General features: G+C 63.7%; 21 protein-coding genes. 5 read left to right on the forward strand and 16 right to left on the reverse strand.

Annotation, left to right across the window (positions count from 1 at the left end):
* Positions 1-30 precede the first annotated feature (30 nt).
* Positions 31-2,568 carry a penicillin acylase family protein gene (locus BM275_RS04645; RefSeq protein ID WP_090519560.1) on the forward strand — a complete coding sequence of 846 codons (2,538 nt, stop codon included), beginning with the start codon at positions 31-33 and terminating at the stop codon, positions 2,566-2,568.
* Positions 2,569-2,588: 20 nt separating this feature from the next.
* Here the strand turns inward: BM275_RS04645 and tsaA are convergent, their stop codons facing one another.
* Together tsaA and trpB are read right to left on the reverse strand one after the other, a co-directional pair.
* Entirely contained in the window at positions 2,589-3,296 is a 708-nt protein-coding gene (gene tsaA, locus BM275_RS04650) for a tRNA (N6-threonylcarbamoyladenosine(37)-N6)-methyltransferase TrmO (RefSeq protein ID WP_090519562.1), read from the reverse strand.
* A gap of 109 nt (positions 3,297-3,405) precedes the next feature.
* Positions 3,406-4,614, reverse strand: a complete 1,209-nt coding sequence (gene trpB, locus BM275_RS04655; protein WP_090519565.1) for a tryptophan synthase subunit beta — start codon at positions 4,612-4,614, stop codon at positions 3,406-3,408.
* Between the two features lie 401 nt (positions 4,615-5,015).
* Between trpB and BM275_RS04660 the strand changes: the two genes are divergently transcribed.
* The 3 genes from BM275_RS04660 (at position 5,016) to betA (ending at position 10,334) form a co-directional block, all read left to right on the forward strand.
* Positions 5,016-7,082 (forward strand): choline transporter, encoded by a 2,067-nt coding sequence (locus BM275_RS04660; protein WP_090519567.1) that lies wholly within the window; start codon positions 5,016-5,018, stop codon positions 7,080-7,082.
* Positions 7,083-7,175: 93 nt separating this feature from the next.
* Positions 7,176-8,648: a betaine-aldehyde dehydrogenase gene (betB, locus tag BM275_RS04665; RefSeq protein ID WP_090519569.1), complete on the forward strand. Its 1,473-nt coding sequence runs from the start codon at positions 7,176-7,178 to the stop codon at positions 8,646-8,648.
* A 12-nt stretch (positions 8,649-8,660) separates the two neighbouring features.
* A complete protein-coding gene (betA, locus tag BM275_RS04670; protein ID WP_090519570.1) occupies positions 8,661-10,334 on the forward strand; it encodes a choline dehydrogenase in 1,674 nt (557 codons plus the stop codon).
* Positions 10,335-10,454: 120 nt separating this feature from the next.
* Here betA and rimO read toward each other — a convergent pair whose 3' ends face one another.
* Positions 10,455-11,777, reverse strand: a complete 1,323-nt coding sequence (gene rimO / locus BM275_RS04675) for a 30S ribosomal protein S12 methylthiotransferase RimO (RefSeq protein WP_090519572.1) — start codon at positions 11,775-11,777, stop codon at positions 10,455-10,457.
* A 257-nt stretch (positions 11,778-12,034) separates the two neighbouring features.
* Here rimO and BM275_RS04680 point away from each other — a divergent pair, with 257 nt between their 5' ends.
* Positions 12,035-12,691: a hypothetical protein gene (locus BM275_RS04680; protein WP_046620644.1), complete on the forward strand. Its 657-nt coding sequence runs from the start codon at positions 12,035-12,037 to the stop codon at positions 12,689-12,691.
* A 3-nt stretch (positions 12,692-12,694) separates the two neighbouring features.
* Here BM275_RS04680 and BM275_RS04685 read toward each other — a convergent pair whose 3' ends face one another.
* From BM275_RS04685 to BM275_RS04745, 13 genes are all read right to left on the reverse strand, one after another.
* Positions 12,695-13,765: an acyltransferase family protein gene (locus BM275_RS04685; protein WP_090519573.1), complete on the reverse strand. Its 1,071-nt coding sequence runs from the start codon at positions 13,763-13,765 to the stop codon at positions 12,695-12,697.
* Between the two features lie 21 nt (positions 13,766-13,786).
* Positions 13,787-14,860 (reverse strand): glycosyltransferase, encoded by a 1,074-nt coding sequence (locus BM275_RS04690; RefSeq protein ID WP_090519575.1) that lies wholly within the window; start codon positions 14,858-14,860, stop codon positions 13,787-13,789.
* A gap of 11 nt (positions 14,861-14,871) precedes the next feature.
* Positions 14,872-15,084 carry a hypothetical protein gene (locus tag BM275_RS04695; protein WP_014820576.1) on the reverse strand — a complete coding sequence of 71 codons (213 nt, stop codon included), beginning with the start codon at positions 15,082-15,084 and terminating at the stop codon, positions 14,872-14,874.
* A 39-nt stretch (positions 15,085-15,123) separates the two neighbouring features.
* On the reverse strand, positions 15,124-15,453 hold the full coding sequence (locus tag BM275_RS04700) for a hypothetical protein (protein WP_041754415.1): 330 nt from the start codon (positions 15,451-15,453) through the stop codon (positions 15,124-15,126).
* A 43-nt stretch (positions 15,454-15,496) separates the two neighbouring features.
* Positions 15,497-16,705 (reverse strand): glycosyltransferase family 4 protein, encoded by a 1,209-nt coding sequence (locus BM275_RS04705; protein WP_090519576.1) that lies wholly within the window; start codon positions 16,703-16,705, stop codon positions 15,497-15,499.
* A 48-nt stretch (positions 16,706-16,753) separates the two neighbouring features.
* Entirely contained in the window at positions 16,754-17,788 is a 1,035-nt protein-coding gene (locus tag BM275_RS04710; RefSeq protein ID WP_090519579.1) for an acyltransferase, read from the reverse strand.
* Positions 17,789-17,812: 24 nt separating this feature from the next.
* On the reverse strand, positions 17,813-18,919 hold the full coding sequence (locus tag BM275_RS04715; protein ID WP_090519582.1) for a glycosyltransferase family 4 protein: 1,107 nt from the start codon (positions 18,917-18,919) through the stop codon (positions 17,813-17,815).
* Positions 18,920-19,114: 195 nt separating this feature from the next.
* Positions 19,115-20,428, reverse strand: a complete 1,314-nt coding sequence (locus BM275_RS04720; RefSeq protein WP_179484372.1) for a hypothetical protein — start codon at positions 20,426-20,428, stop codon at positions 19,115-19,117.
* Between the two features lie 24 nt (positions 20,429-20,452).
* Positions 20,453-21,751 (reverse strand): hypothetical protein, encoded by a 1,299-nt coding sequence (locus BM275_RS04725; protein ID WP_090519585.1) that lies wholly within the window; start codon positions 21,749-21,751, stop codon positions 20,453-20,455.
* Positions 21,645-22,955 (reverse strand): glycosyltransferase family 4 protein, encoded by a 1,311-nt coding sequence (locus BM275_RS04730; protein ID WP_090519587.1) that lies wholly within the window; start codon positions 22,953-22,955, stop codon positions 21,645-21,647. Before BM275_RS04730 ends, BM275_RS04725 begins: the two co-directional genes overlap by 107 nt.
* Before the next feature lie 62 nt (positions 22,956-23,017).
* Positions 23,018-23,527 (reverse strand): transcription/translation regulatory transformer protein RfaH, encoded by a 510-nt coding sequence (rfaH, locus tag BM275_RS04735; protein ID WP_090519589.1) that lies wholly within the window; start codon positions 23,525-23,527, stop codon positions 23,018-23,020.
* 55 nt (positions 23,528-23,582) lie between these two features.
* Positions 23,583-24,326, reverse strand: coding sequence for a WbqC family protein (locus tag BM275_RS04740; protein ID WP_090519591.1), 744 nt, complete (start codon positions 24,324-24,326; stop codon positions 23,583-23,585).
* 22 nt (positions 24,327-24,348) lie between these two features.
* Positions 24,349-26,559 carry a polysaccharide biosynthesis tyrosine autokinase gene (locus tag BM275_RS04745; protein WP_090519592.1) on the reverse strand — a complete coding sequence of 737 codons (2,211 nt, stop codon included), beginning with the start codon at positions 26,557-26,559 and terminating at the stop codon, positions 24,349-24,351.
* Between the last annotated feature and the right edge of the window lie 2 nt (positions 26,560-26,561).

Raw genomic sequence — 26,561 nt, forward strand, 5'->3', positions numbered from 1 at the left:
TCCCTTGCCAAGCTCGCTCAGGAGTCTTTGATGTCTCTGCGTCTGCCGTTCGCCCTGGTTCGCCTGACGCTGGGGGCCGCACTCGGCCTGGCCGGCCTTGGCGGTTGTCAGGCCTATCTCGATAATCGCTACAGCGCCAGCCTGCCGCCGTCGCAGGGCATTCAGCCGCTGACCGGCCTGGCAGGCAGCGCGAGCATCCGGCGCAATTCGCTGGGCATGCCGCTGATCGAAACCTCGTCGTTCCACGATGCGCTGTTCGCCATGGGTTACGTCCACGCCACCGATCGTCTGAGCCAGATGGTCAGCCTACGGCTGATGGCTCAAGGGAGATTGGCGGAGATGGTCGGCCCCGGCGTGTTGGAGACCGACCGCTTCATGCGCGCGGTGAATCTGCGCCAGAGCGCCGAGCTGCTCTATCGCGAGTCCTCGCCGCGGATGAAGAAGTTCTTCGAGGTCTACGCCCGCGGCGTGAACGCCTACCTGTATCGCCATCAGGACAAGCTGCCGATGGACCTTGCCGAGTCCGGCTACAAGCCTGAGTACTGGAAGCCCGAGGACTCGGTGCTGGTGTTCTGTTTGCTCAACTTCGGGCTTTCGCAGAATCTGCATGAAGAAGTGGCGGCGCTGCTGCTGGCGCAGAAGGTGGGTAGCGATAAGCTCGCCTGGTTGCTGCCGATCTATCCGGACGAAGCATTGCCGTTCGCCGAAGCCGACAAGCTCAAGGGACTCGCGCTGGGTGGATCGGTACCAGGGCTGGCGGCGATCGAGCAGGCGGCGCAAAACTTGGCATCGTTGACCCCGACTGGGATGGCTGCGTCGAACAACTGGGCCATTGCCGGCAGCAACACCCGTAGCGGCAAACCGATTCTGGCCAACGACACGCACCTGCCGCTGTCGATGCCTTCGTACTGGAATTTCATGCAGGTCCGCGCACCGAAGTTCCAGGCCGCGGGTGTCACCATCGCCGGGGTGCCAGCAGTGGTCGCCGGTTTCAACGGCAAGCTCGGCTGGGGCATGACCATGGTGATGGGCGACAATCAGGACCTCTATCTCGAGCAGGTGCGCCGCGAAGGCTCGCGGCTGATGTACCTGGCCGATGGCAAGTGGCTGCAGGCCCGCGAGCGGCACGAAACCTACTTCGTCAAAGGCGAGCGGCCGATTCGCGAGACCATCTACGAAACCCGTAATGGGCCTCTGCTGAACACGGCGCTCGGCGAGCGCAAGCACCCCTTGCAACCGCTACAGCTCCGCAGTGGTTACGGCCTTGCGCTGAAAACCACGCAGCTGGAGGCCGATCGCACCCTGGATGCCTTCTTCGATCTGTCCCGCGCGCAATCGGTGGATCAGGCCTTCGAGGCGACCCGCGAAATTCGTGCGACGGCGCTGAATCTGGTGTTTGCTGACCAGCAGGGAATCGGCTGGCAGGTCACCGGACGCTTCCCAAATCGTCGCGAGGGATTGGGGCTGGTGCCGTCGCCGGGTTGGGACAATCGTTATGACTGGGACGGCTTCGCTGATCCGATGCTGCATCCCTACGACCAGGATCCTATCCAGGGCTGGCTCGGCACCGCCAACCATCGCAGTGTACCGCGCGGTTACGGGATGCAGCTTTCCAGCTCCTGGTATGGCCCCGAGCGCTATGAGCGCCTGGCGGAACTGGCGGGGCGGGGCAAGCATGACACCCGCAGTACCATCGCGATGCAGTACGACCAGGTCACGCCGTTTACCGCCAAGCTCAGGGCAATGTTCGAGGCGCCGGGCATGGCCGAGCCGTTGCGCAAGGCGATCGATGCACTGCCGGCCGCCGAACGCAGCAAGGCGCGAGAAGCGCTGGATCGACTGATGGCGTTCGACGGCAAGCTCGCTGCGGATTCGGCCGATGCTGCGCTGTATGGCGCTTTCCTGCACGAAAGCGCGCGGCAGACGTTCCTCGACGAGCTGGGGCCGGAAGATACGCAGGCGTGGCGAGCGCTGGTGCAGACGGCTAACACGTCCTACTCGGCGCAGGCGGACCATTTGCTCGGACGTGAAGACAGCCCGTTCTGGAACGACCAGCGGACTGCGCAAACCGAAGACAAGCCGGCGATTCTGGCACGCAGTCTTGCTGGTGCGGTGAGTCTGCTGGAAGGCCGCCTAGGCAACGATCGCAGTGCGTGGCAGTGGGGCAAGCTGCACACCGCCAGCTGGACCTCCGGCGCGACGCAGTTGGCGTCGCATATGCCGGCCAGCCAGCGGAGCAAGATCAACGCTATCGGCAGCTACCTGGATCGCGGCCCCTTTGCCATGGGCGGCGACCACAGCACGCTGAATGCCTCGGCCTATCACCTGGGAACGGACTTCGATACCTGGCTGATCCCGGCGATGCGCATCCTCGTCGACTTTGGCCGCGACGAGCCGATGATCGGCCTCAACAGTTCAGGCCAGTCGGGCAATCCGGCCAGCCCTCACTACGCCGATGGCATCGACGCGTGGATGAAGGCGAACTACATGAGTTTCCCGTTCAAGACGGAGAATCTCGACAAGGTCTACGGCAACCGGCGTCTGTTGCTGACGCCCGCCGGCAAGTGAGGAGGGGCGCCGCGCCGCCCCTAGGCCGGTTGCGGCGCTGCTGGCGCGACTTCCAGAACGCGGATCACGCCTGGCGCAGGGTAGTGCCAGCGTACGTCCACATCCCATAACTGCGCGCCGTAACGTCGTTCGGGCTCCGGCTTCTGATAGGCCGGGCGCGGGTCCTGCGCCAGGCACTGTTCGATGAGTTCGACCAGAGGCTCGCCCAGGCGCAGTGCTTCGCGGCGGGCTTGCAGCAATCCCGATTCCGACCATTGCACCTCGATCAACTCTGGCGCATCGGCGGCCATGTCGTTGCGTGCGTCAGGTAGCGCATCGGCGTAGGGCACGTAGGGTTTGATGTCCAGCACCGGGGTGCCGTCCAGCAGGTCGATGCCGGAAATGAACAGTCGTCCCGGCTCGACCTTATCCAGCCTGACCACCGACTGACCGATGCCATTGGGTCTGTGCGTTGCTCGCGTGGCGAACACGCCAACCGTGCGATTGCCGCCCAGACGTGGCGGGCGAACCTTGAGGCGGGGTTTGCTTTCCAGCGCCTGATGGAAGAGAAACAGCAGCCACACGTGGCTGACCTGCTCGAGCCCGGCTACCGCATCACCACTGTCGAACGGCGGCAGCAGTTCCAGCACGCCACGTGCGGCTGGCGCCAGGCTGGGCTGGCGGGGGATGGCGAACTTCTCCTTGAAGCAGGAGCGGACGTAGCCGATAGGCGAGACGCTGTGATCCATTACACGGGCCTGGAAGCAGTCGGGCGGCTGCGCATCTTAACCGCTATGGCCGCCTGTTGCGTTTACGCCCGGCCGACGCGCATATGCACTGTCGGCCCGCGCTGATGTGTTACAGGCCGAGCAGGTTGGCGACGTAATCGGCGTCCTTGTCGCCGCGGCCGGAAAGGTTGACCAGGATATGGCTGTCCTTGCCCAGCGTCGGCGCGGTGCGAATCGCCCAGGCCACGGCATGGGCGCTTTCCAGGGCAGGGATGATGCCCTCCACACGCGATAGAGTCATGAAGGCGTCCAGGCATTCCTGGTCGGTCGCGGTCTGGTAGTTCACCCGGCCGATGTCCTTGAGATAACTGTGCTGTGGGCCGACACCGGGGTAGTCCAGACCGGAAGCGATGGAGTGCACCGCGGACGGGTTGCCATCGGCATCCTCCAGCACGTAACAGGCCATGCCATGCAGTTCGCCTGGCTTGCCCTTCGTCAGCGTGGCCGAGTGGCGGCCTGGCTTGTCCAGGCTTTCACCGGCCGGCTCGATACCGATCAGCTCGACCGCGGCATCTTCGAGAAATGCGGTGAACATGCCCATGGCATTTGAGCCGCCACCGACGCAAGCAACTACGCGATCGGGCAGGCGGCCATGTTTGGCGAGGAATTGCTCACGGGCCTCGGTGCCGATGATTGACTGGAAATCGCGGACCATCTTCGGGAACGGATGTGGGCCGACCACCGAGCCAATGGCGTAGATGTAGTTGTGCGGGTCCTTCAGGTATTCCTCGAAGGCGCTGTCCACCGCTTCCTTGAGCGTCGCCGCGCCGCGGGTGACGGCGATCAGCTTGCAGCCGAGGATCTTCATCTTGGTGACGTTGGGATGCTCCTTCTCGATATCCACCTGGCCCATGTGAATCTCGCAGGGAATACCCACCAGCGCGCAGGCGGTAGCCAGGGCAACACCGTGCTGTCCTGCGCCAGTCTCTGCAATGACCTTCTTCTTGCCCATAAACTTGGCGAGCAGGGCCTCGCCGAGGCAATGATTGATCTTGTGTGCGCCGGTGTGGTTCAGGTCTTCACGCTTCAGATGGATCTGCGCACCGCCGAGCTGCTCAGACAGGCGCCGAGCGTGGAAGATCGGACTTGGCCGACCCACATAGTCTGCGAATAGCGACGCCAGTTCCTGCTGAAAGTCCTCCCGTTGACGGATTTCCTCATAGGCAAGGTTGATGTCGTCCATCGCCTGCTTGAGGTGTGGCGGTACCAACTGGCCGCCATACGGGCCGAAATATCCGTTGGCATCGGGCATGGCGTTGAAGCGTGGATCGGACGACATAGGAACATCTCTGCTATTGAATTTGGCTGATCATATGCCACCTCATTTGCAGCTGAAAACGCAGTGGCTTAACGCTTCAGGGATCTGCTTCATAACGCCCTGAATCGGTGACTGCCGAGTCGGAGCGGGGCGCGCAGATATCGCCGACTTTGACGTAAATTCGCGAATTTGAAGCTTATCGTGTAGGATGCGCGCCGACTTCGCCATTATGGGAGCAGAATTCAAACTTGTTTTTTTGTCGGCAGCCCTTGCCGACGGGCATAGCCGTCATCAGTACGGCTGCTATGCATGCCCAACCCGCCATTGGTGCGCACCAATCTCAAGAGATTTGCCCGCTACCTGCCGCAATACGTCGCACCGCGATGTCGTAAAAGCCAGAACAAGTTCAGGAGATAGAACTGATGAACGAGGCTGAGCTCTCGCCCAATGATTCCGACGCGCCCGCTGACCGGATCAATCCCGTAGTTTTCTACGGTTCCGCAATCGCCATCGTGTTGTTTGCCGTATGGACGATGTTCTTCACCGATCGCTCGCTGGCGATCATCAACACGGTACTTGGCTGGATTTCCAATTCATTCGGCTGGTTCTACTTTCTCGCCGTGCTGCTCTACCTGCTGTTCGTAGTGATCGTGGCGACCAGCCGTTACGGCAAGATCCGCCTCGGGCCGGATCATTCCAAACCCGAATTCAACGTGGTCACCTGGGCGGCGATGCTGTTTTCCGCCGGGATCGGCATCGACCTGCTGTTCTTCTGCATCGCCGAACCCATCACCCAGTTCCTCGAACCGCCGGTAGGCGAGGGCGGAACCACTCAGGCCGCGCGCCACGCCATGGAGCTGACCTTCCTGCACTGGGGCCTTTCCGGTTGGGGTGTCTATACCCTGGTCGGCATGTCGCTGGCGTATTTCAGCTTTCGCCAGGGCTTGCCGCTGTCGATCCGCTCATCGCTGTATCCGATCTTCGGCAAGCGCATCTACGGCCCCATCGGGCATACCGTCGATACTGCCGCGGTGCTGGGCACGGTGTTTGGCATCGCTACCAGTCTCGGCATCGGCATCATCCAGCTCAACTTCGGCCTCAACTACATCTTCGGCATACCGGAAGGCACGCTTACCCAGGCGGTGCTGGTGGTGCTGATCGTGGTGTTCTCGGCGATCTCGGCGGCGACCGGGGTCGAGCGCGGGATTCGCCGGCTTTCCGAATTCAACATGCTGCTGGCGGTCCTGCTGCTGCTGTTCGTGCTGGTGGTCGGCGATACGGTGTTCCTGCTCAACGCGCTGGTGATGAACGTCGGCGACTACTTCTCCAACTTCATCAGCCTGTCGCTGGACACCTACGCCTACCGCCGTCCGACCGATTGGCTGAATGCCTGGACAGTGTTCTTCTGGGCCTGGTGGATCGCCTGGGGACCGTTCGTGGGCCTGTTTCTGGCGCGCATTTCCCGCGGTCGCACCATCCGCGAGTTCGTCATCGGCACGTTGCTGCTGCCGCTGGCCTTCATGATGGCCTGGATGTCGATCATGGGTAACAGCGCCATCGAGATGGTCATGGGCGGCGCCCTCGAATTCGGTCAGCAGGCGGTGAGCAACCCTGGCTCGTCGATCTATCTGTTCCTGCAGAGCCTGCCCTGGGCCGGTCTCACTACCATCGTGGTGACCATCCTCGCCATCGTGTTCTTCGTCACCTCCGGCGACTCCGGCTCGCTGGTGCTGTCGAACTTCACCTCCATCCTCAAGGATGTGAACAGCGATGCGCCGGTGTGGATGCGCATCCTCTGGGCGGCGATCATCGGCATTCTCACCCTGGCGCTGCTGATTGCGGGCGGCCTGACTGCGCTGCAGGGCACCGTGGTGATCATGGGGCTGCCGTTCTCCATCGTCCTGCTGTTCATGATGTACGGGCTGTTCAAGGCATTGCACGTCGAGGGCGTCATGGCCGACAGCTACCAGAAGAGCCTGTCCGGCTACTTGTCCGGGCGCGCCACGCTGGAACACACGCAGATGAACTGGAGTCAGCGGCTGTCGCGGGCGATGAGCTTTCCCAGCCGTTCGCAGATCCGTCGCTACCTGAAGGACGTGTGCAAGCCGGCGATGGAGGAGATTCAGAAGGCGCTGGGCGAGAAGGGCGTGCCCGTGGAGATCGTCGAAGGCGAACCGGGCAACGAGCACCTGGCGCTGCACGTCAATCTGGGCAGCGAGCAGGACTTCACCTACCAGATCTGGCCGGTGCGCGGCACCATGCCCTCCTTCGCCCTGCGCACGCAGAGCAGCAACGCCGACTACTACCGGCTCGAGGTGCATCTGCGCCAGGGCAGCCTGGGCTACGACCTGATGGGCTACTCCCGGCGCCAGCTGATCGAGGACATCCTCGACCACTACGAGCACCACATGCATTTCCTGCATCTGCAGCGCGAGAACGGCGGTGGTGAAAGCGGCATGCCCAATCCGGGCGCGGCGCCGACACCCTGACCCTGTACGCCTCGGGCGATCCCCGAGGCGTTCCATTCATGTCGCGGCAGCGTCGATCCGCTGCCGCCACGAACAGTACGAACGAGGTAGAACATGGCCCGTTTCCCACGGCAGCAACTCTATATCCATGGCGCCTACGTCGACGCCAGCAGCAACCAGACCTTCGAGAGCATCAACCCGGCCAACGGCGAGGTGCTCGCCGAAGTGCCTGAGGCCGGTGCGGCCGACCTGGAACGTGCGGTTGAAAGCGCCGAGCAGGGCCAGCGCGTCTGGGCGGCACTGACCGGCATCGAGCGGGCGCGCATCATGCGGCGCGCGGTCGATCTCTTGCGCGAGCGCAACAACGAGCTGGCGCTGCTGGAAACCCTGGACACTGGCAAGCCGCTGAGCGAAACCCGAAGCGTCGACATCGTCACCGGTGCCGACGTGCTGGAGTACTACGCGGGCCTGGCTCCGGCCATCGAGGGCGAGCAGATTCCACTGCGCGACAGCAGCTTCGTCTATACCCGGCGCGAACCGCTGGGCGTGGTGGCCGGCATCGGCGCCTGGAACTATCCGATCCAGATCGCCTTGTGGAAAGCCGCACCGGCACTGGCCGCGGGCAACGCGATGATCTTCAAGCCCAGTGAGGTCACGCCCTTGAGCGCGCTCAAGCTGGCGGAAATCTTCAGTGAGGCCGGGCTGCCCGATGGCGTGTTCAACGTGCTGACCGGCAGTGGCGCCGGCGTCGGGGCGCTGATCACCGAGCACCCGCGCATCGCCAAGGTGTCCTTCACCGGCGGTGTGGCCACCGGCAAGAAGGTCATGGCCAGCGCGGCGGCATCGTCGCTCAAGGACGTGACCATGGAGCTGGGCGGCAAGTCGCCGCTGATCGTGTGCGAGGACGCCGATCTGGATCGCGCGGCCGATATCGCGGTGATGGCCAACTTCTTCAGCTCCGGCCAGGTGTGCACCAACGGCACCCGGGTGTTCGTTCCAGCGGGCCTGAAAGCGGCCTTCGAGGCCAAGCTGCTGGAGCGCGTGCAGCGCATTCGCCTGGGTGATCCGCAGCAGGAAGAGAGCAACTTCGGCCCACTGGTCAGCTTCGCGCACATGAACAAAGTGCTCGACTACATCGCCCAGGGCAAGGCCGCTGGCGCGCGGCTGCTTTGTGGCGGTGAGCGGGTGACCGAGGGCGACTACGCCAGGGGCGCCTTCGTCGCACCCACCGTCTTCAGCGACTGCAGCGACGACATGACCATCGTGCGCGAAGAGATCTTCGGCCCGGTGCTGAGCCTGCTCGAATATCAGGATGAGGACGAAGTCATCCGTCGCGCCAACGACACCGAATATGGCCTCGCCGCCGGCGTGGTCACCACCGATCTGGCGCGGGCGCACCGCATCATCCATCGCCTCGAGGCTGGCATCTGCTGGATCAACACCTGGGGCGAATCGCCGGCGCAGATGCCGGTCGGTGGCTACAAGCAGTCCGGCATCGGTCGCGAAAATGGCATTGCCTCGCTGGCGCACTACACGCGGGTCAAATCGGTACAGGTGGAGCTGGGCGAGTTCGCCTCGGTGTTCTGAGGGAGGTAGATCATGGAATACGACTACATCATCATCGGCGCCGGCTCGGCCGGTAACGTGCTCGCCGCACGCCTGACCGAGGACACCGACGTCAGCGTGCTGCTGCTGGAAGCCGGCGGCCCGGACTACCGGCTGGACTTCCGCACCCAGATGCCCGCCGCGCTCGCCTATCCGCTGCAGGGCACGCGCTACAACTGGGCCTACAAGACCGACCCCGAGCCGCACATGAACAACCGTCGCATGGACTGCGGTCGCGGCAAGGGCCTGGGCGGCTCGTCGCTGATCAACGGCATGTGCTACATCCGCGGCAACGCCCTGGACTACGACAACTGGGCCAAGGCACCGGGACTGGAGGACTGGACCTACCTCGACTGCCTGCCGTACTTCCGCAAGGCCGAATCGCGCGACATCGGCCCCAACGACTACCACGGCGCTGTCGGCCCGGTCAGCGTGACCACGCCGAAGGCCGACAACAACGAGCTGTTCCACGCCATGGTCGAAGCCGGTGTGCAGGCCGGCTATCCGCGTACCGACGACCTCAACGGCTATCAGCAGGAAGGCTTCGGCCCGATGGACCGTACCGTGACGCCCCAGGGCCGGCGCGCCAGCACGGCGCGCGGCTATCTGGACCAGGCCAGGGAGCGGCCGAACCTGACCATCGAAACGTATGCGGTGACCGATCGCGTCCTGTTCGAAGGCAAGCGCGCAGTGGGTGTGCGCTACCTGCGCGACCGCAAGGACCCGTACATCGTGCGGGCGCGTCGCGAGGTGCTGCTTTGCGGTGGAGCGATCGCGTCGCCGCAGATCCTGCAGCGCTCCGGCGTCGGGCCGGGCGAGCTGCTGCGCCGGGTCGGCGTGAAACTTGTCCACGAGCTGCCCGGCGTTGGCCAGAATCTGCAGGACCACCTGGAGATGTACCTGCAGTTCGAGTGCCTGAAGCCGGTTTCGCTGTATCCGGCGCTGAAATGGTGGAACCAGCCGGCCATCGGCGCCGAATGGCTGTTCCTCGGCAGCGGCATCGGCGCCAGCAACCAGTTCGAGGCCGGCGGCTTCATCCGCAGCAGTGACGAGTTCGAATGGCCGAACATCCAGTTCCACTTCCTGCCGGTGGCGGTCAGCTACAACGGCAGCAACGCCCATGACGGTCACAGTTTCCAGGCCCACGTCGGCTCGATGCGCTCGCCCAGCCGCGGGCGTATCGAGATCCGCTCGACCGACCCGGCCGAGGACCCGAGCATTCTGTTCAACTACATGGCCCACGAGCAGGACTGGCGCGAATTCCGCGATGCCATCCGCATCACCCTCGAGATCATCGCTCAGCCGGCGCTCGACCCTTACCGCGGTCGCGAGCTGAGCCCTGGTATCGATGCGCAGAGTGATGCCGAGCTGGACGCCTTCGTCCGCGAGCACGCCGAGACGGCCTATCACCCGTCCTGCTCGTGCAAGATGGGCAGCGACGACATGGCCGTGGTCGACGGCCAGGGCCGGGTGCATGGGCTGGAAGGGTTGCGCGTGGTGGACGCCTCGATCATGCCGCAGATCATCACCGGCAACCTCAACGCGACCACCATCATGATCGCCGAGAAGATCGCCGACCGGATTCGTGGTCATGAGCCGCTGCCGCGCAGCACGGCGAAGTACTACGTGGCCGGCAATGCACCGGTGCGGCAACCGCCGCGGCGTTGACGAGCCGGCAATCAGGCGGTGGAAAAGGCTGCGCCGTTTTCCACCCTACGCGGCCCAGGGCTCGTGGCTCAGAAATGAAAACGCCCCGCAGATGCGGGGCGTTTTGTCTAACCGATCAGCTCAGATCACTTCGGCCCAGAGGTCGTACTCGTCGGCGTTGGTGACACGCACGCGGACCTTGTCGCCCGGCTGCAGCGGCTGTTCGCTGTCGACGTAGACCATGCCGTCGATCTCCGGGGCGTCGGCCCAGGAGCGGCCGATGGCACCGTCGTCATCCACTTCGTCGATCAACACGTCCAGCTCCTTGCCGACCTTCAGCTGCAGGCGCGCGGCGCTGATGGCCTGCTGGTGCGCCATGAAGCGGTCCCAACGGTCCTGCTTGATCTCGTCCGGTACCGGTTCCAGGCCCATGGTCTCGGCCGGTGCGCCTTCGACCGGCGAATACTGGAAGCAGCCGACGCGGTCGAGCTGGGCTTCGGTCAGCCAGTCGAGCAGGTACTGGAAGTCTTCCTCGGTCTCGCCGGGGAAGCCGACGATGAAGGTCGAGCGGATGGTCAGCTCGGGGCAGATCTCGCGCCACTGCTTGATGCGCGCCAGGGTCTTGTCCTCGAAGGCGGGGCGCTTCATCGCCTTGAGAACCTTCGGGCTGGCGTGCTGGAAGGGGATGTCCAGGTACGGCAGGATCTTGCCGGCGGCCATCAGCGGGATCACGTCGTCGACGTTGGGGTAGGGGTAGACGTAGTGCAGGCGCACCCAGACGCCCATCTTGCCCAGCTCCTCGCACAGCTCGAGCATGCGCGTCTTGACCGGCTGGCCGTTCCAGAAATCCAGCTTGTACTTGAGGTCCACGCCATAGGCGCTGGTGTCCTGGCTGATCACCAGAACTTCCTTCACGCCGGCCTTGACCAGGCGCTCGGCTTCGCTGAGCACATCGCCCACCGGGCGGCTGACCAGCTTGCCGCGCATGGACGGGATGATGCAGAAGCTGCAGGTATGGTTGCAGCCTTCGGAAATCTTCAGATAGGCATAGTGGCGCGGGGTGAGCTTGATGCCCTGCGGCGGCACCAGATCGACGAAAGGATCGTGCTCGATGCTCGGCGGCACCACTTCGTGCACCGCATTGACCACCTGCTCGTACTGCTGCGGGCCGGTAACCGCCAGCACGCTGGGGTGCACGCCGCGGATGTTGTTCTCGTCGACGCCCATGCAACCGGTGACGATCACCTTGCCGTTCTCGGCGATCGCCTCGCCAATGGCGTCCAGCGATTCAGCCTTGGCGCTGTCGATGAAACCGCAGGTGTTGACCACCACCACATCGGCATCCTCGTAGGACGGCACGATCTGATAGCCCTCCATGCGCAGCTGGGTGAGGATGCGTTCAGAGTCGACCGTTGCCTTGGGGCAACCCAAGCTCACGAACCCGACTGTTGGCGTTTTGCTCATCGACTTTGAACCTCGAAAACCGCGCATGAAAAAGGCGCGCGAGTATATAGAGCTGAGCATTTTTTAGCCAGACTGAAAGCGGGAGCGCTCGTCCGTTCAGCGGTTCACCGTTCCATTGCCTTGGCCGGGAGCGTGGCGGTCTGGCTGGGCTAAACCTCGAACCATTGGTCGCATGCGGCGGTCGTACTGCGATCGTGTTGCATGAGGTGTCAAAAGGCTATCATCGCCGCCTTCATTCAACAGGGGAAATGGACTTCATGAAAACGTTGCTATCGAAAGGCCTGGCGATGACCGCTGCCATGGCGTTGTGCACGAGCGCTTTGGCCGATGATGCGCTGTTCAAGGAGCATGTGTATGGCGCGCCGTTCAGCAAATACAGCAATCAGGCTGGCTATTACGATTGTTCTGTAGAAATTGGCGCCACCGCACTGTGCATAGATGACGTCAAATTCGTGGGGCACGCTTTTACCGCCGCTTTACTGTTCTCCGGCGACAAGCTTTATATGGTCAGTCTGTTGTCAGCTTTTGAGCAGCAGGCCTATGTACAGGCGGTCGCTGCGCTGGCTAAGACCTTTGCGCTTGTCTCACTGGCTGATGCCAGTTCGCAGCTTGATCTTCTTGATCTGGACCGCCGTAGCAGCCGGCAGGATTTCGCAGCAAAGTTGTCCAGTTACGAAAGCGTGGCGGCTAACGCAGGAAACCTAACCTACACCTTCATCGAAGGCCTGGATCGCGCCAAGAAGCATCCTAATGTCACGACAGCCGTAGCTGCCGCCAAGGACAATACGCGTGTCGCTGAGCTGGTGATAATGGATGACGGCGCTGACTCGATACTTGCCGTCCGTTTTTCGTTTCCTAAACTGGAGGCAAGAAAGCTCAAGGACGCGCTCGCCAGTCCCGTAGAGGATTTTTAGCGATCAGCGATTGGATGTCGCAACTACCGGCGCCGTTGAGGGGCTCTGGCGCGGCAGGTAGCGCTTGAGCCGAAGCGCTGGCGATTCGACGAGGTGCCAGGACAGCACCGCGAGCGCCAGGCTGGCAGCGAAGCCAAGCAGCATGAAGGGAATCAGTGGCAACTGGCCGTCGGTCCAGTGCATCAGAAGCTGCTGGACCGGGAAGCTGAAGATGTACAGGCCGTAGGAGAAGTCGCCGGCCTTGCCGAAGCCGGACAGCCTCGGAATGCGCAGTTGGGCGAGGTAGAGCGTCAGGTAGGGCAGGGTCAGCACGTGCACCAGCTCCCAGTGATCGGTGCGGGCACTCACCAGGTTGGCCGCAACCAGCAGAGCTGCGATTTTCCAGTTCCACCGAACGAGCTGCCGGTACAGATAGAGCAGCACGCCGGTATAGAAGAACATTCCCAGGCGAGTGGCCTTGCGCAGCAGGTCGCTCTGCATCTCGTAGATCGGCATCAGGTGGAAGTGCACACCCACCATCAGAATCAGGCCGATCAGCGCGCTGCTGCGGCCGAAGACCTTGACGATTCCGAGCGTCAGCACGGTGACGTACATCAGCACTTCGTAAGGCAGTGTCCAGAGCGAACCGTTGACGGTGTGGGGAAACGGGTTGGCCTCGAATACGCCGGGCAGGCGGAACTCGGTGATCAGCGCGGCATTGGCCAGATAGGCGAGCGTGCCGGGGGCGGTGAAGTAATCGCCAAGCGGCAGCTCGGTGGCCAGCGGGCCGATCAGCAGGACCACGAACAGCACCGAGACGATCAGTGCCGGCATGATGCGCAGGGCTCGCTTGGCGGCAAAATCCAGCACGCTGCGGCTGTTCAGCCAGGACGCCGCAATGAGGAAACCGCTCATCACGAAGAACACGTGTACGGCGATATCCGCCGAGTCGTAGCTGCCGCTGAACAGGCGCAGAGGTTCCCGGTCCGCCTGACCGGATAGGCCGTAGCTGTGGCCGAACACGACCATCGAGGCGGCAAAGAAGCGCAGGAAATCGAAGTTGTTGTCTCTTGGCGCGGTGGTTGGCGCGTGCATCGGCTCCTCCTTGGAAGGGGTTCAGCGCAACGGAAAGGTCTGATGCATCCCCAGCGAACGGTTCTCGCCGTCACGGATGGCCTGCTCGATCAGCTGCAGCCGTTCCGGAACCTGCTGCCGCCGGGCCACATGCCGCAGCAGGCCGAGGAAGATGCTCCGGTTCAACCGATAGAGCCAGGGTGAGGCGGCCCAGACGTAGGTGTCGAACCAGGCCTGGTTGCGGGCGGTGTAGTAGGCGCGGAAATCGGAATCACCGAGCAGGAAGGCTTCGTAGATGTTGCGGGTGTGCGCCTTGATGTTCCAGGACAGCTCAAGCTCGTCGATCAGCGCATCGGTCACCAGACGCAGACGGCCACCTTTGGCGGTAATGCGACGGGTGTACTCGGTGTCGTCGGCGTAGAGCACCAGCTCGCGCAAGGGCACCCCGATCGCCTTGTACAGGCTGCGATGGGCGAGCATGCCGCCATAGGGGGCGAACGGCAGGTCGATGGCCCGCGGCGGCGTGCCTTTTGGCCGGCCCCAGGGCAGACGGCGCCAGACCTTGTACGGCAGCTGCGCGACGTGAAAGCCGAAGTAGCTGGAACGTGGCTGGATGGCGAAACGGCTCGGTACGCCGTGGGCGATGTCTTCCTGCTGACTGGGGCGAAAGCCCAGCACGGCGGCACGATGCAGCCCTACCTCGTCCGCCATTCGCGCCAGTTCTTCATGCAGCAGCCGCACCGCGGACGCGGTGGGGGCGTTGTCGTCATCCATCATCCAGATGTACTGCGCACCTTCGGCTAGCGCCGCTTCCAGCCCCACCGCATAGCCGTTAGCCGAGCCGGTGTTGTGCGCCAGCGGAATGATGCGCACCTGACCGGGCCAGCGGCTGGTCAGTTGTTCGAGTGGTGCGGTCGAGGCATTGCTGACCACCAGTACGCGGGTGATCTGTTCGAAGGCGAAGGCCTGCTCGATCAGTCGGCGCAGGTAAACCAGGCGGTCGCCGTAGGTCACCGTGACGATGGTGGTTTGCCGTCGCACCGGCATCTCGCCGGCGCAGGTGGCGGCTGCCTGTGCACTCTGCTTGCAGGGTTCGACGCGCGCGGTGTTCTGCACGGAATATCTCCTCAGCTCTGTTCAGGCGTGGCCAACGGCAGGCAGTCGGGCTGCTGCACATCGGCTGTCGTGCCTTCTTCGTTGGGGCTGAAGAAGGCATGGAAGATGCGGATGAATCCATTGCCCGACGGTCCGTCAGGCGCGCCGGGTGCGGGAATGAGTTCGGTGTAGGAATAGCCATCGGCCAGAATCAGCGACGTTCTGGATGTTTCTTCTGTGCTCATGCCTGTGCTCCTGCATAACCCGGTGCTGTGACGCCCGGATCAGAATGAATAGCGCCTGCTGTCTGCCGGCGGACTCCAGAACGAACCGGACGCCGGTTCCGCGAATCGATACGGTTGATGACCGGATGGGCTTTCCTGCTGCCCGCCGCCATTGGAGCCACAGCGTGGCGTGGCGTCGATTGACGAGTCGCTGTAGGCGATGACGCTCGCACTGCCGGCGCTGCTGCAGGCCGGCAACTGGCCTGGCGGGTTGGTCGGTTCGGTGATCAGCGTGTCGGCGTTCACCGCAGCGCTGGCTGGCTCGATCACTACAACGAGAGCGAACCCGAGCGCTCGGGTCACTCTCATCCACTTCTTTACTGTGTTCATCCTTGAAACCTCGTAAGTGAATGGGGTTGATGGGGGACTACGCTCAGGCGTGCTTGATCGGCACCACGGCTGCCGGGTAGAGCGGCGTGCTGGGGGGCGGCAAGGGCGCGGAGCTCTGCTGAAGGTCGAAGGACCTGGCTTCGCGCAGACGCGCGTCGACGAAGGCGCGGATTTCCTGCTGGAAGCGTTCGCTGGAGAAGCGCTCGGCATTGCGTCGGCAGTTTTCCGGGGTGATGCGCGAGCACTGGGCCTCGAACTCGTCGATGGCGGCGATGAGCGAGGCGGTGGTCTGCTCCGGGTAGAACACGCCCGTGGGTTCGGCATGTTCGAGCCCGCGTACGGTTTCCAGTACGCCGCCGCGCCCGTAGGCGACCACCGGCGTGCCACAGGCCTGCGCCTCGATCGGCGCGATGCCGAAATCTTCTTCGGCGGCGAAGACGAACGCCTTGGCGCGCTGCATGTGTTGCAGCAGCACCTCGAAACTCTGGTAGCCGAGCAGGGTGACGTTGGGCCCGGCCGCTTCACGGGCCTTTTCCATTTCCGGGCCGGTGCCGATGACGATCAGGCGTTTGTTCGGCATGGCCGCGAATGCCTCGATGATCATCGGCATCTTCTTGTAGGGCACCATCCGCGAGGCGGTGAGATAGAAGTCTTCCTTGGCCTCGTGCAGGGTGAACTGGCAGGTGTCGACCGGCGGGTAGATCACCGTGGATTGGCGCCGGTAGCTCTTGTTGATGCGCCGGCCGATGAAGTGCGAATTGGCGATGAACTCGTCGACGCCGCTGGCGGTGCGCTGGTCCCACATGCGCATGTAGTGCAGCAGCATGCGCGCCAGCTTGGCCTTGATGCCGCGCTCCAGGCTGGCTTCGTGCAGGTACTGGTGCTGCAGGTCCCAGGCGTAGCGGATGGGCGAGTGCACGTAGCTGATGTGCAGCTGGTTGGGCCCGGTCAGCACGCCCTTGGCCACTGCGTGGCTGCTGGAAATGATCAGGTCATACGAGGACATGTCGAGCTGCTCGATGGCCAGCGGCATCAGCGGCAGGTACTTCTGGTAATGGGTGCGCGCCTTCGGCAGTTGCTGGATGAAGGTGGTGGTGGCGCGCTTGCCGCCGAGGTGGGCACGGTCGGCGTCGGAGAGAAAATCGATGACGGCGAACAGATCGGCGTCCGGCCAGACGGCGCACAGCCCGGCGAGCACGCGCTCGGCGCCGGCATACGTCACCAGCCAGTCGTGAACGATGGCAACTTTCATGGCATGACATCCTTGATCGAGAAAGAGTGAGCAGCGAGGCGGTGAGCCTCAGCGGCTGTGCAGGCGTGCCAGTGGCATCAGGTCGTGTTGTCTGGTCAGGCGCCTGCCGGCGTGAGCCAGCGGTAGATCCAGCAACTGTCGGCAGAGCTGGGCGCTGCCGAGGGCCAGCAGCAGGCCGAACACAACGCCAGCCAGGCTGGCGGTCGGGCCGGTCAGGCCGAGCGCCTGGGTTAGCAGCTCGCTCAGGCGCTGCATCGCTGGCAGCAACAGATAGAGCGAGTAGCTGAGGCTTCCAAGCCAGACGAGCGGCGGTGCCCGTAGCGGTAGCCGGCTGGTGACCAGCAGGAAGGTCACGATGGCCAGGGCATAGGTGAGCAGGTCCCGGGGCCAGGCGGTTGCGTCCGCAGACCAGCCGGCCAGGAAGATGATCGGCAGCACCAGCAGGTAGATTCGCAGCGTGTAGCGCGCATATTCGCGGGCTCGTCTGCGGGCGTAGCTGCTGCTTTCATGCTTGGCCTCGTACCTGAGTGACGCGAAAAACATCAGTGATAGCGCCAGCGGCAGCGTGACCGGTAGCTCTGTGCCCAGCAGCTGCCGCGCCAGGGCGAGCAGCAGCGCCACCGCCAGCAGCACGAGCGCGCAGCTGGTCCGCAGACTGACGCTGTGCAACAGGCCGAGCACCTGCAGCAGCAGGCAGAACCCGTAGAACAGCAGGATTGGCGGCAGCGCTCCGTAAGCGCCGATGACCTCGAACGCCATGGCGCTGCCTGGCGCGGCCACACCCGGCAGCCAGGCCGGTGCCGTCGGCAACAGAATGGCGGTCAGCAGCACCGCCAGCAGGTAGACCGGCAGCAGGCGCAGCAGGCGGCGGACGACAAAACCTCGCCCGCCGTCGACGCTGGCGTGCAGGCTGGCCGGCACGATGAAGCCGCAGCACAGCAGGAACCAAAGCATCGCCAGCAGCCCGGGGTCCAGGGCGTGCTGCAGTGCCCAGCCGTCTGACAGTGGCAACAGCAGGGTCTGGAAAATCAGGAGTAGGGCTGCGCTGCCGCGTAGCGCGTCGATATGCGCCAACCGTTCCATGGTCTGCCTCGCTTGCGTCGGGCATCAGGGGCGGTCCGATGACCAGGCGATAAAGGACGGCGGGCTGGGTTTGCCCATCAGTGCCTTGTCGATCAGCTGCGACACGGTCTGCGCCGAGCGCTTCCAGGAGTAGCGCTCGACGTTGGCCAGGCCGAGGGTGCGCAGGTCATCGCGCAGGCGCGCGTCCTGCAGCACGTGGCGCATACAGCGGGCAATGTCCTCGATGTTCAGCGGCTCGAAATAGAGCACGCTCTCGCCGAGCACTTCGGGTATCGACGCGGCCCGGGCGGCGATCACCGGACACCCGCAGGCCTGGGCCTCCAGCGGCGGAATGCCGAAGCCTTCGTAGAGCGAAGGGAACACGAAGGCGGTGGCGCCCTGGTATTCGCGCACCAGCTGATCGTCGTTCAGCCGGCCGAGAATGCGTACGCGTGGATTGCCATCAATGCTGGAGGTGGAGCCGGAGAACACCGAGTGCGAGTCGCCGACGATGTGCAGTTCCACGTCATCGAAGCCTTCCAGGCTGAGGAAGGCCGCGACCATCCGCGCGAAGTTCTTGTGCGCGTTCGGGGAGGACACCGCCAGCACGTATGGCCTGGCATTGCCGCTGCGATCCGCGCCACTCGGCGGATGGAACTTGGCCGCCACCGCATTGGGGACGACGCAGATCTTCTCGCTCGGGTAGCCGTAGTAGCGGGCGATTTCCTTGCGTGAGAAGTCGCTGACGGTGATCAGTGCCTTGATGCGCTTGAGCAGCAGCGGCGTGATGCCCTTGTAGACGCTGCGGAAGGTGCGCGAATAGCTTTCCGGATGGCGCACATAGGTGATGTCGTGATGGGTGGCGATCTGGTTGCGGTAGATCAGCGGTGCCGTGTTGCACAGTGACACCAGGGGCGGATAGCCATGGCGCGCCAGCCAGAGAGGCAGGTCCAGCTGTTCCCACAGATGCCCGTGGTTGCGGCCGATGCGCCGCACCTGCAGGCGCTCGGCGCTGGCGTGCATGCGGATGTCGTCCGGTGCGACGAATGTCAGGTCCTTGCGCATGGCAGCAAGCTCCAGGCAGACCTGTTCGGCAAAACGTTGCACACCGCGGGTTTCCTGGGTCAGGAAACGGGCGTTGATGGCGATCATGTAGGGCTCTCCTTGCGGGGATGGTGTGCGCCGCCGGTTGCTGGCAAGCGGCGAACGCCGGCAGGTGGCGGCTTTGGCGACTGGCGAAGCGATGCGTGGTGCGTGGCGGTCAATGCGGGTTGGCCAGCGCGTGCTGGTCCGGTTGCGTTTCGCCTGGGTGGCCGGTCGTGCGGTCAGTGCATGTCGTGACAGGGGTCAACCGTCGTTCTGCACCGCGCGCAGGCTGATGATTTTCGGGAATCCATCGAGCTCCACCTCGGTGCTGCAGGCCTGGCCTTTGCCCGGACACTTCCACTCGGTACTGGTGACCACGCGGCCGTGCTGGGGCTGGGCGGTATCGATCAGCGCCACCTGGCCCGCCTGGCCTTCGGTGTTCTGCAGCTCCACGGTCCTCGGTTTGCCGGTGCTCCAGGCCACCATCAGTTCATCGTCTCCGCGGGCGAATCGCAGCATCACCACGTCACCCGGGGTTTTCTCTTCGCGGCTGAGGAAGCTGTACTGGCTGACGATCTGGCTGATGGAGGCGAGCACCGAATAAGCCGGCTTGAGGGTGAAGTCCTGCCGTACCAGGCCGAAGTTGTGTTCGCGCTCGGTCTTGTCGGTGCCATCGTTGCGGAAGTCGTACCACCACATGCCCTTGATGCTCGGCAGCGTCTTGGCCAGGAAGAAGGCGCGGGCGAGGTAGGCCGCCTGCAGGCTTTCATCGATGCCGCATGCGCCCTGGTGGGCAGGCCAGGCCATTTCCGTCAGGTAGAGCGGTACCGGGCGTCCGGCGGCGCGGGTCAGGTCCTTGTCGACCTCGCTCATCCATTCGATCCAGGCCTCTGGGGTGTTGCGCCGCCAGCCGCGGCAGTGCACGTAGGGATGCAAGGACAGGCCGTCCACCGATTGCATCAGGCCGTTCTCCAGCAGGCGCAGGGCGAAACCGGAGTCGATGCCCTGGCTGGTCACGGCGCCGGCGAGCACCTTGGCGCCGGGCGCGCGCTGCCGGATGATCCCGGACGCATCGGCGATCAGCCGCGCGTAATCCTGGGTGAATTCCGGGTCGCGCGGGTCCTCGACGTCCCATTCGTTCCAGATCTCGTAATAGGCGACCTTGCCTTTCAGCTCTTCGGTGATGAACTCGACATAGCGATTGAATGCCGCCCTTACCGGCTCGCTGCGGGGCTTTTCACCACCGCCGTAGTGCGAGTTGCCGTAGCCGAGGATGAACTGGGTGCTTAGCCCGTGAGCGGCTGTTGCCTTCAGGTAACGGTGCCAGGATGGTTCGATCTTCAATTGCCCGGGCCGGCGTTCGACATAGGCCCAGTGGGCGTCGGTGCGCACGGAGGTGATGCCGGCATCGCGCATCATCGCGTAGGCGCGGCCGCTGGGGTCGCCCTTGTGCAGTTCATGGGCACATACGCCGACCACGAAAGGCTCCTCGGTGGTCTGGGCCGGTGTAAACGGAGCAAGGCCAAGCAAGCCGCCCAGCAGCAGGGTGTTGAGCGGGGTAGAGCGCTTCGTCATGTGGATCATCCGTGAAGGTAGGTCTCAGGTCAGGTGCTGCAACTCGGGCAGCCGTTGCGCCGCCAGGTTGTTGCTCGGGGCGCGGGCCGGGGTCAGCACGTGGGAGATCGCCAGGCCCAGGAACAGCGTGGCGATGGACACCTCCAGTACATCCGTGGCCCAGGCCACCAGGCAGATGCAGAAAACGATCGGCAGCAACGCGCTGCGCAGTCGCGAGCCCCGTTCATGCAGGCGCAGCATCAGCGGAAAGGTCAGCAGGTAGAGCAGCACACCGAACACGCCGAGCATTCCCCACAGGTACAGCGCGGTATTGTCGGCAATGCTCAGCAACTCCAGCCCGGGTACGGGATAGACCTTGCCAGTGCTGCCCACCGCGCCGAATCCCGCGCCCCACCAGCCCCATCCCTCACGGGTGATGACCTCGATGAAGTTCGGCCAGCTGTTGATCAGACGGTCGGCGAACGAGGCCAGCAGCGAGCCGTTGTTGGCGGCGTTGGGGTCCAGGCTGAGCACCAGGCTGGCCATCGGCAGCATCAGGCCGACCAGCACTGCGACGAGAAACGCAGTGGCGCTGGCGAAGCGGTAGGCCGTGACGATCAGCATCAGCAGGGTCAGCACGTAGGCCGCCGCGGTGGATTTGTTGGTGGTCAGCACGATGCCGATCAGCGCTGCGATGTAGAGCATCAGGCGTAGCACGCGCGGCTGGATGAATGCGGCGATGAACAGACTGTAGATCGCGATCATCACCGACAGCGCGGTGGACATGCGGGCGAAGCCGCCGATGCGGTCGATGTCGTCGAACGCCCACGAGCGGTTGGCGCTCAGTTCCACCTCGCCGACCATGTAGCTGTAGCCCTTCCACGGCACGCTGGTGAGCATGTCCAGGGCGATGCCGACGAAGCACGCAATCAGGCAGAAGCCGATGATTCGGCGCAGCAGCCCGAGCCGCAACTCCACATGGCGGCCGCAAATCAGACCGAACAGCAGCGGAATGTAGATGAACAGGCTGAAACCGATGTTGGCCAGTTCGGCGCCATGCATCAGTGCCAGCTGGGCGGAAGTGACAAGCCCCAGCAGCACCAGCCAGAACGCCGGCCAGCCGCGGTAGCGCAGCAGCTCCAGGCCCAGTGCGATCAGGCAGGCAACCTTGGGCAGGTACAGCAGCCAGGAGACTCCGGCCATGTCGAAGTAGTAGCGCAGGGCGCCGGAGAAGGTTTCAGTCAGCAGCAGCGAGGCGACGACCAGCGTCAACAATGTCGGCTTGTCGAAGGCCAACGGGTTCGAGTCGCGTCGCCGCGGGGTAATCAGCAGGCTCTGGTTCATGGTGGATTCTCGTTCCCTGAAGTGTTTCACGCAGGATGGTCTGGTATTGATCCAGCATGCGTTCCATATCCAGCAGCGGCAGCACGCTGGCCCGTGCCTGGCTGGCGAGCCGCTGCCGCAGTGCGCCGTCGATGTAGAGCCAGAGCATGGCGATGCCGAGTGAGTCGGGATCATCGGGCGAGCAGAGCAGGCCGTTGCATTCGTCGCGGATGATCTCCGGCAGCCCGCCCATATTGCTGGCGATCACCGGCAGGTTGTTGGCGCAGCCTTCGACGGCCACCAGGCCGAACGGCTCGCCCCACAGCGACGGCACTACCAGCACGTCGATGTTCTGCATGAACTCGTCGCTGTCGCAGTAGCCGAGAAAGCTGACCTTCTTCGGATCGGCCATGGCCTTCAGCCGGGCTTCGTAGTCCAGCTTGCCGCGCCCGGCGATATCCAGCCGCGCATCGATGTCCAGCCGCTGGAACTGCTCGATCAGCCAGCCGACGCCCTTGTTCTCCGACAGCGTGCCGATATAGCCGAAGCGCAGTGGATGGTTGCTGCGCTGCCTGGGCTTGCTGCCCTGACCGGGATTGGCCGGCGTGCAGTTGTGCACCACATGCTGGCGCGCGCCACTGAAATAGCCCTGTGCGGTGATGCGTTCGAGCACGAAGCGGCTGACGCCGATCGCCGTGGCCACTTGCGCTGAGGCGCCGGCGTGGCGGAGACGGAACACCGAACACATACCGCACTGGCGCTGGCAGCTCTTGCCGTGGTTGAACATGGTGTCCTTCGGGCAGAGCAGGTACAGGTCGTGCAGCACCTGGACGATCGGCAGGCCGGCGGCGGTGATTTCGTCCCAGGCGGAAATCGACCAGCCGGTGAGGTTGTTGCAGACCACGATATCCGGCTGCTCCCGCGCGATCACCTCGCGCACGTGACAGCGCATGTCGCGGTTGTAGCGGTCCCGGTAGTGCCAGCCGAGGCGGGCGACGCGACTCGGGCGCTGCTGGGTGTAATGCCAGTAGCTGTTCGCCAGGTTGGCGCGATAGACCCGCACACCGTCCTGAATCTGCATGTTCAGCCCGGCATCCGGGCCGGTCGCCAGCACTGCCACCTCACAACCACGCCGCTGCAACCCTTCGGCCAGGTGCCGGAGGATGACTTCTGCGCCGCCGCCGACATGCGGGATGTAGAACGCATTGAGGAATAGGATCTTCATCGGTTGGCTCGCTCATTGAACCTGTCAGGCTGCTCGCATGGCCCTACGGGCACTCGCCTGGCTCAGGAGTAGCACTGGAGATAACGGGTGGGTACCCGGACCTTCTGCTCACGCTGCAGCAGGTTGAGCAGGATGACGGAGCGTTCTTCGCCGTCGCTGCTGACGAAGATCGCTTCGATGTCGCTGAAGCTGCCCCCGCTGACCTGGACCCGTTCGCCGGGTGAGAACGGCGCCGCCGCCATGGTCTGCGGCTGGGCGAGGCGCTGTCGCAACTGTTCGATCAGCTCGTCGCGTACCGGCGTCGGCTGGCCGCCGAAGGTCACCACGCGGCTGACACCACGGGTAGAGCGGATCGGGTACCAGTTGTCGTGAATGCAATCCAGGCGGATGAACAGGTAGCCCGGAAACAGCGCCTCGCCGGACTTGGCCCCCTGTGAGCCGCGCAGGGGCGCAGGCGCCTTGAGCGGGCGGTAGCACTCGAAGTGCTGGCGCTGCAGGTGCTCCTCGGCGCGGGCCTCCTGGCGAGGCTTGGTCTGGATCAGGTACCAGCGTGCGGTAATGCTCGGTGTCATGGGGATGTCCTTCCCTGATTGGCCTGCCCAAATCCCGATGGCAGGCGGAATGTCGTCACGCCAGTGTCAGCGTTGCCCTTTTTTCCTGTCCCTCGACCACGCTGAAGCGCTGCAGCAATTCCTTGATCTCTTCGCGGCTGTTGAACATCAGCACGTCGATGATCGACAGCGACGGCACGAACGGATGCTTGAGCTGCGCGTAGGTGACCTCATCCATGCGCAGGAAACGCAGCAGCAGGCCGTCGGCGCGGAAGCGGGCAGGGCAGTACAGCTCCATGCCGCCGATGGGGTTGAGGTAGAGCTCGCCGTCCATGCGATGGGTGATCTGGATGACGCGGTCCTGCATGTCCATCTTCGCCGGCAAGCCCAGGCTGGAGCCGCGGTAGATCGGCGTGCGGATGTTCAGGTAGGCGCAGAGGCAGCGCAGCGAGTTTTCGGTGAACAGCGCCAGATTGCGTTCCGGGCACTGCAGGATGCCGCGGATCAGCGGCAGCACCGCGTCGCGCTGGGGTGCCTTGGCGTAGCAACGCTCGAGGGTCAGCATCAGCCCCGCGGCTTCCTTGTCGAAGTCGTCGCAGAGCCAGCGCTCGTTGATGCGCTCGGTCTGGTGGCCCTTCTTCAGCGGGAAGCTGATGAGCTTGGGTTGGCCATTGACGAGAATCCGGTTGCGGTTCATCCAGGAGCCCCTGACGAATTGCAGGTCGTCACCCAGCACGAACACGTTGCTGAGTGCGATCAACTGAAAATAGCCCAGGTAGGGAAATAGGTAGGGCTGCATCATCGAGACGGTTCTGAGCACGGTGCACCTCCTTGTCTGGCGATCAGGCTTGCTGGGTGTAGGTGTAATAGCCGTAGGCGCCACTGTCGTACGGCGAGGTCGAGGCCTTGCGCTTCACGGCATTGAGGATCACGCCCTTGAGCAGCACGCCGTTCTGCGCGAGCCGCCGCTTGGATGCATCGATCTGCGAGCTGGTGCTGAGGCCGAAGCGGGCCACCAACAGGTTGGTGCCCGACTGCTGGGCGACCAGTACGGCGTCAGTCACCGCGAGCACCGGTGGCGTATCGATGATGATGAAGTCGTAGAGCTTTTCCGCTTCACGCAGCAGGCGGGAGAAGTTGTCGTGCATCAGCAGTTCGGACGGATTCGGCGCGGAGAACCCGGCGGAGATGAAGTGCAGGTTCTTCTGCTCGGTGCGGTTGGTGATCTCCGCCAGGTTCAGGCCACTGGCCAGTGCATCCGACAGCCCGTGACGCGGCGCCATGCCGAACAGGGTATGCAGGTAGCCGCGGCGCATGTCGGCATCAATCAGCAGCACGCGCTGGCCGGTCTGCGCGATCACCGCAGCAAGGTTGCTGGACACGAACGACTTGCCAACCGAAGGGGTCGGGCTGGTGATCATCAGCACTTTGTTGCGCGCCTCGAGCATGGCGAACTTGAGGCTGGTACGCAGGCTGCGCAGCGATTCGACCGCCAGATCGGTCGGTTCGGTGAGGCTGAGCAGTCGGGTCTTGCCGTCGCGGCTCTTGCGGCTGCGATTGAGCTGATCCTGAGAGGCGCTGTAGGGCAGGCCGGCATAAACCGGTACGCCAAGCTTCTCGATCACGTCCGGGCTTTCCACACCGCGGTAGAAGGCCTGGCGCAGCAGGATGACTGCCGCCGAGACGAGCAGGCCGACGAAGATCGCGATGGCCACCACCAGCGGTTTGACCGGTTTCGACGGCTTCTCGATCATCGAGTAGGCGTTGTCGATGATGCGCACGTTGCCGATGGTGCCGGCGCGCAGGATGTCTTGCTCCTGTGCCTGGTTCATCAGCAGCGTGTAGGTCTGGGTCGTGACTTCCATGTCACGTTGGAGGCGTAGCAACTCCTGCTGCGTCATGGGGAGGGCGTCGACCTTCTTCAGCAGCTGTGCCTTTTGCGCCTGCAGCTCGTTCATCTGGGTGATCAGCGTGCGATAGGTCGGGTGCTCGCGGGTATAGAGGCGGTCGTACTCCACGCGCTTGAGCGACAGTTCGGATATCTGCGTTTCCAGCGCGACGATCTGGTCCAGCACGCCCTTGGTCTCGATGCTGATATCCACCGACTTGGAGCTGGTCTGGTAGGCATTCAGCGCGGCTTCGGCCTTCTCCAGCTCCTTGCGTACCTGAGGTAGTTGAGAGCGCAGGAAGTCCAGGCGCTGGGCCGCCTCGGCGGAGCTGCGCTGGATGTTCTGGCTGACGTACAGCCGGCTGATCTCGTCCAGCACATGGCTGGCCAGCTGCGGGTCCGGGTCTTCCAGGGACATGTAGATGATCCCGGAATCCTTGCCGGCCTCGCCGACCTTCAAGCGGTTCTGGTAATCCAGCGCGGTGGTCTGCGGGCGGTTCCTGACTAGCTGGAATTCGGTGCCAGGGCGCGCTTCCAGCTGGGCGATCTGAACCTTGAAACCCTGGTTCTCCACGGCCTGATTGACCTGGCCGCGCAGAACCAGCTGCTGCTCGTCGTCATGCAGCGTGAAGCTGCCGGCCGTGCCGGCGATCAACGTCAGCTCCACGCCCAGATACGCTTCGGGCACATCGAGCTGGAATACTTCGAGCTTTTCCCCACCCCAGGCATAGCCGGTCAAGCCGAACAGCGGGGTGGCCAGCGCGCCATCAGTCGCCGGGTCGTGCTTGCGCGCCATGAATGCGCCGAACACCGGGAAGTGATGGGGTTTGGCGACGATGTAGAGCTTTAGCTCCTCGACGGCTCTGCCGAGCACGGCGCGGGATTTGAGCAGGGAGATTTCAGTGACCGCCTGGGACACCGAATCCGGCCGGGCCGATATTTCCGGCACGCCGGTGATCGCGGCTTTTTTCGGTTCGATCTGGATCATCGCGGTCGCCTGGTAGATCGGCGTGGCGATCAGGGCATAGAGCACGCCCAGTGCAGCGAAAAAGCCGGTAATGGTGATGATCAGCGCCTTGTGATCGTAGGCGGTGCGCATTATTCCGGCGAGGTCGATGCGGTTGTCCGCGTCATATTCCAGCGAAGAGCGGGTCCAGGCAGTCATTG

Origin of the sequence: Stutzerimonas kunmingensis (assembly GCF_900114065.1) — a bacterium.
GTDB lineage: Bacteria > Pseudomonadota > Gammaproteobacteria > Pseudomonadales > Pseudomonadaceae > Stutzerimonas > Stutzerimonas kunmingensis.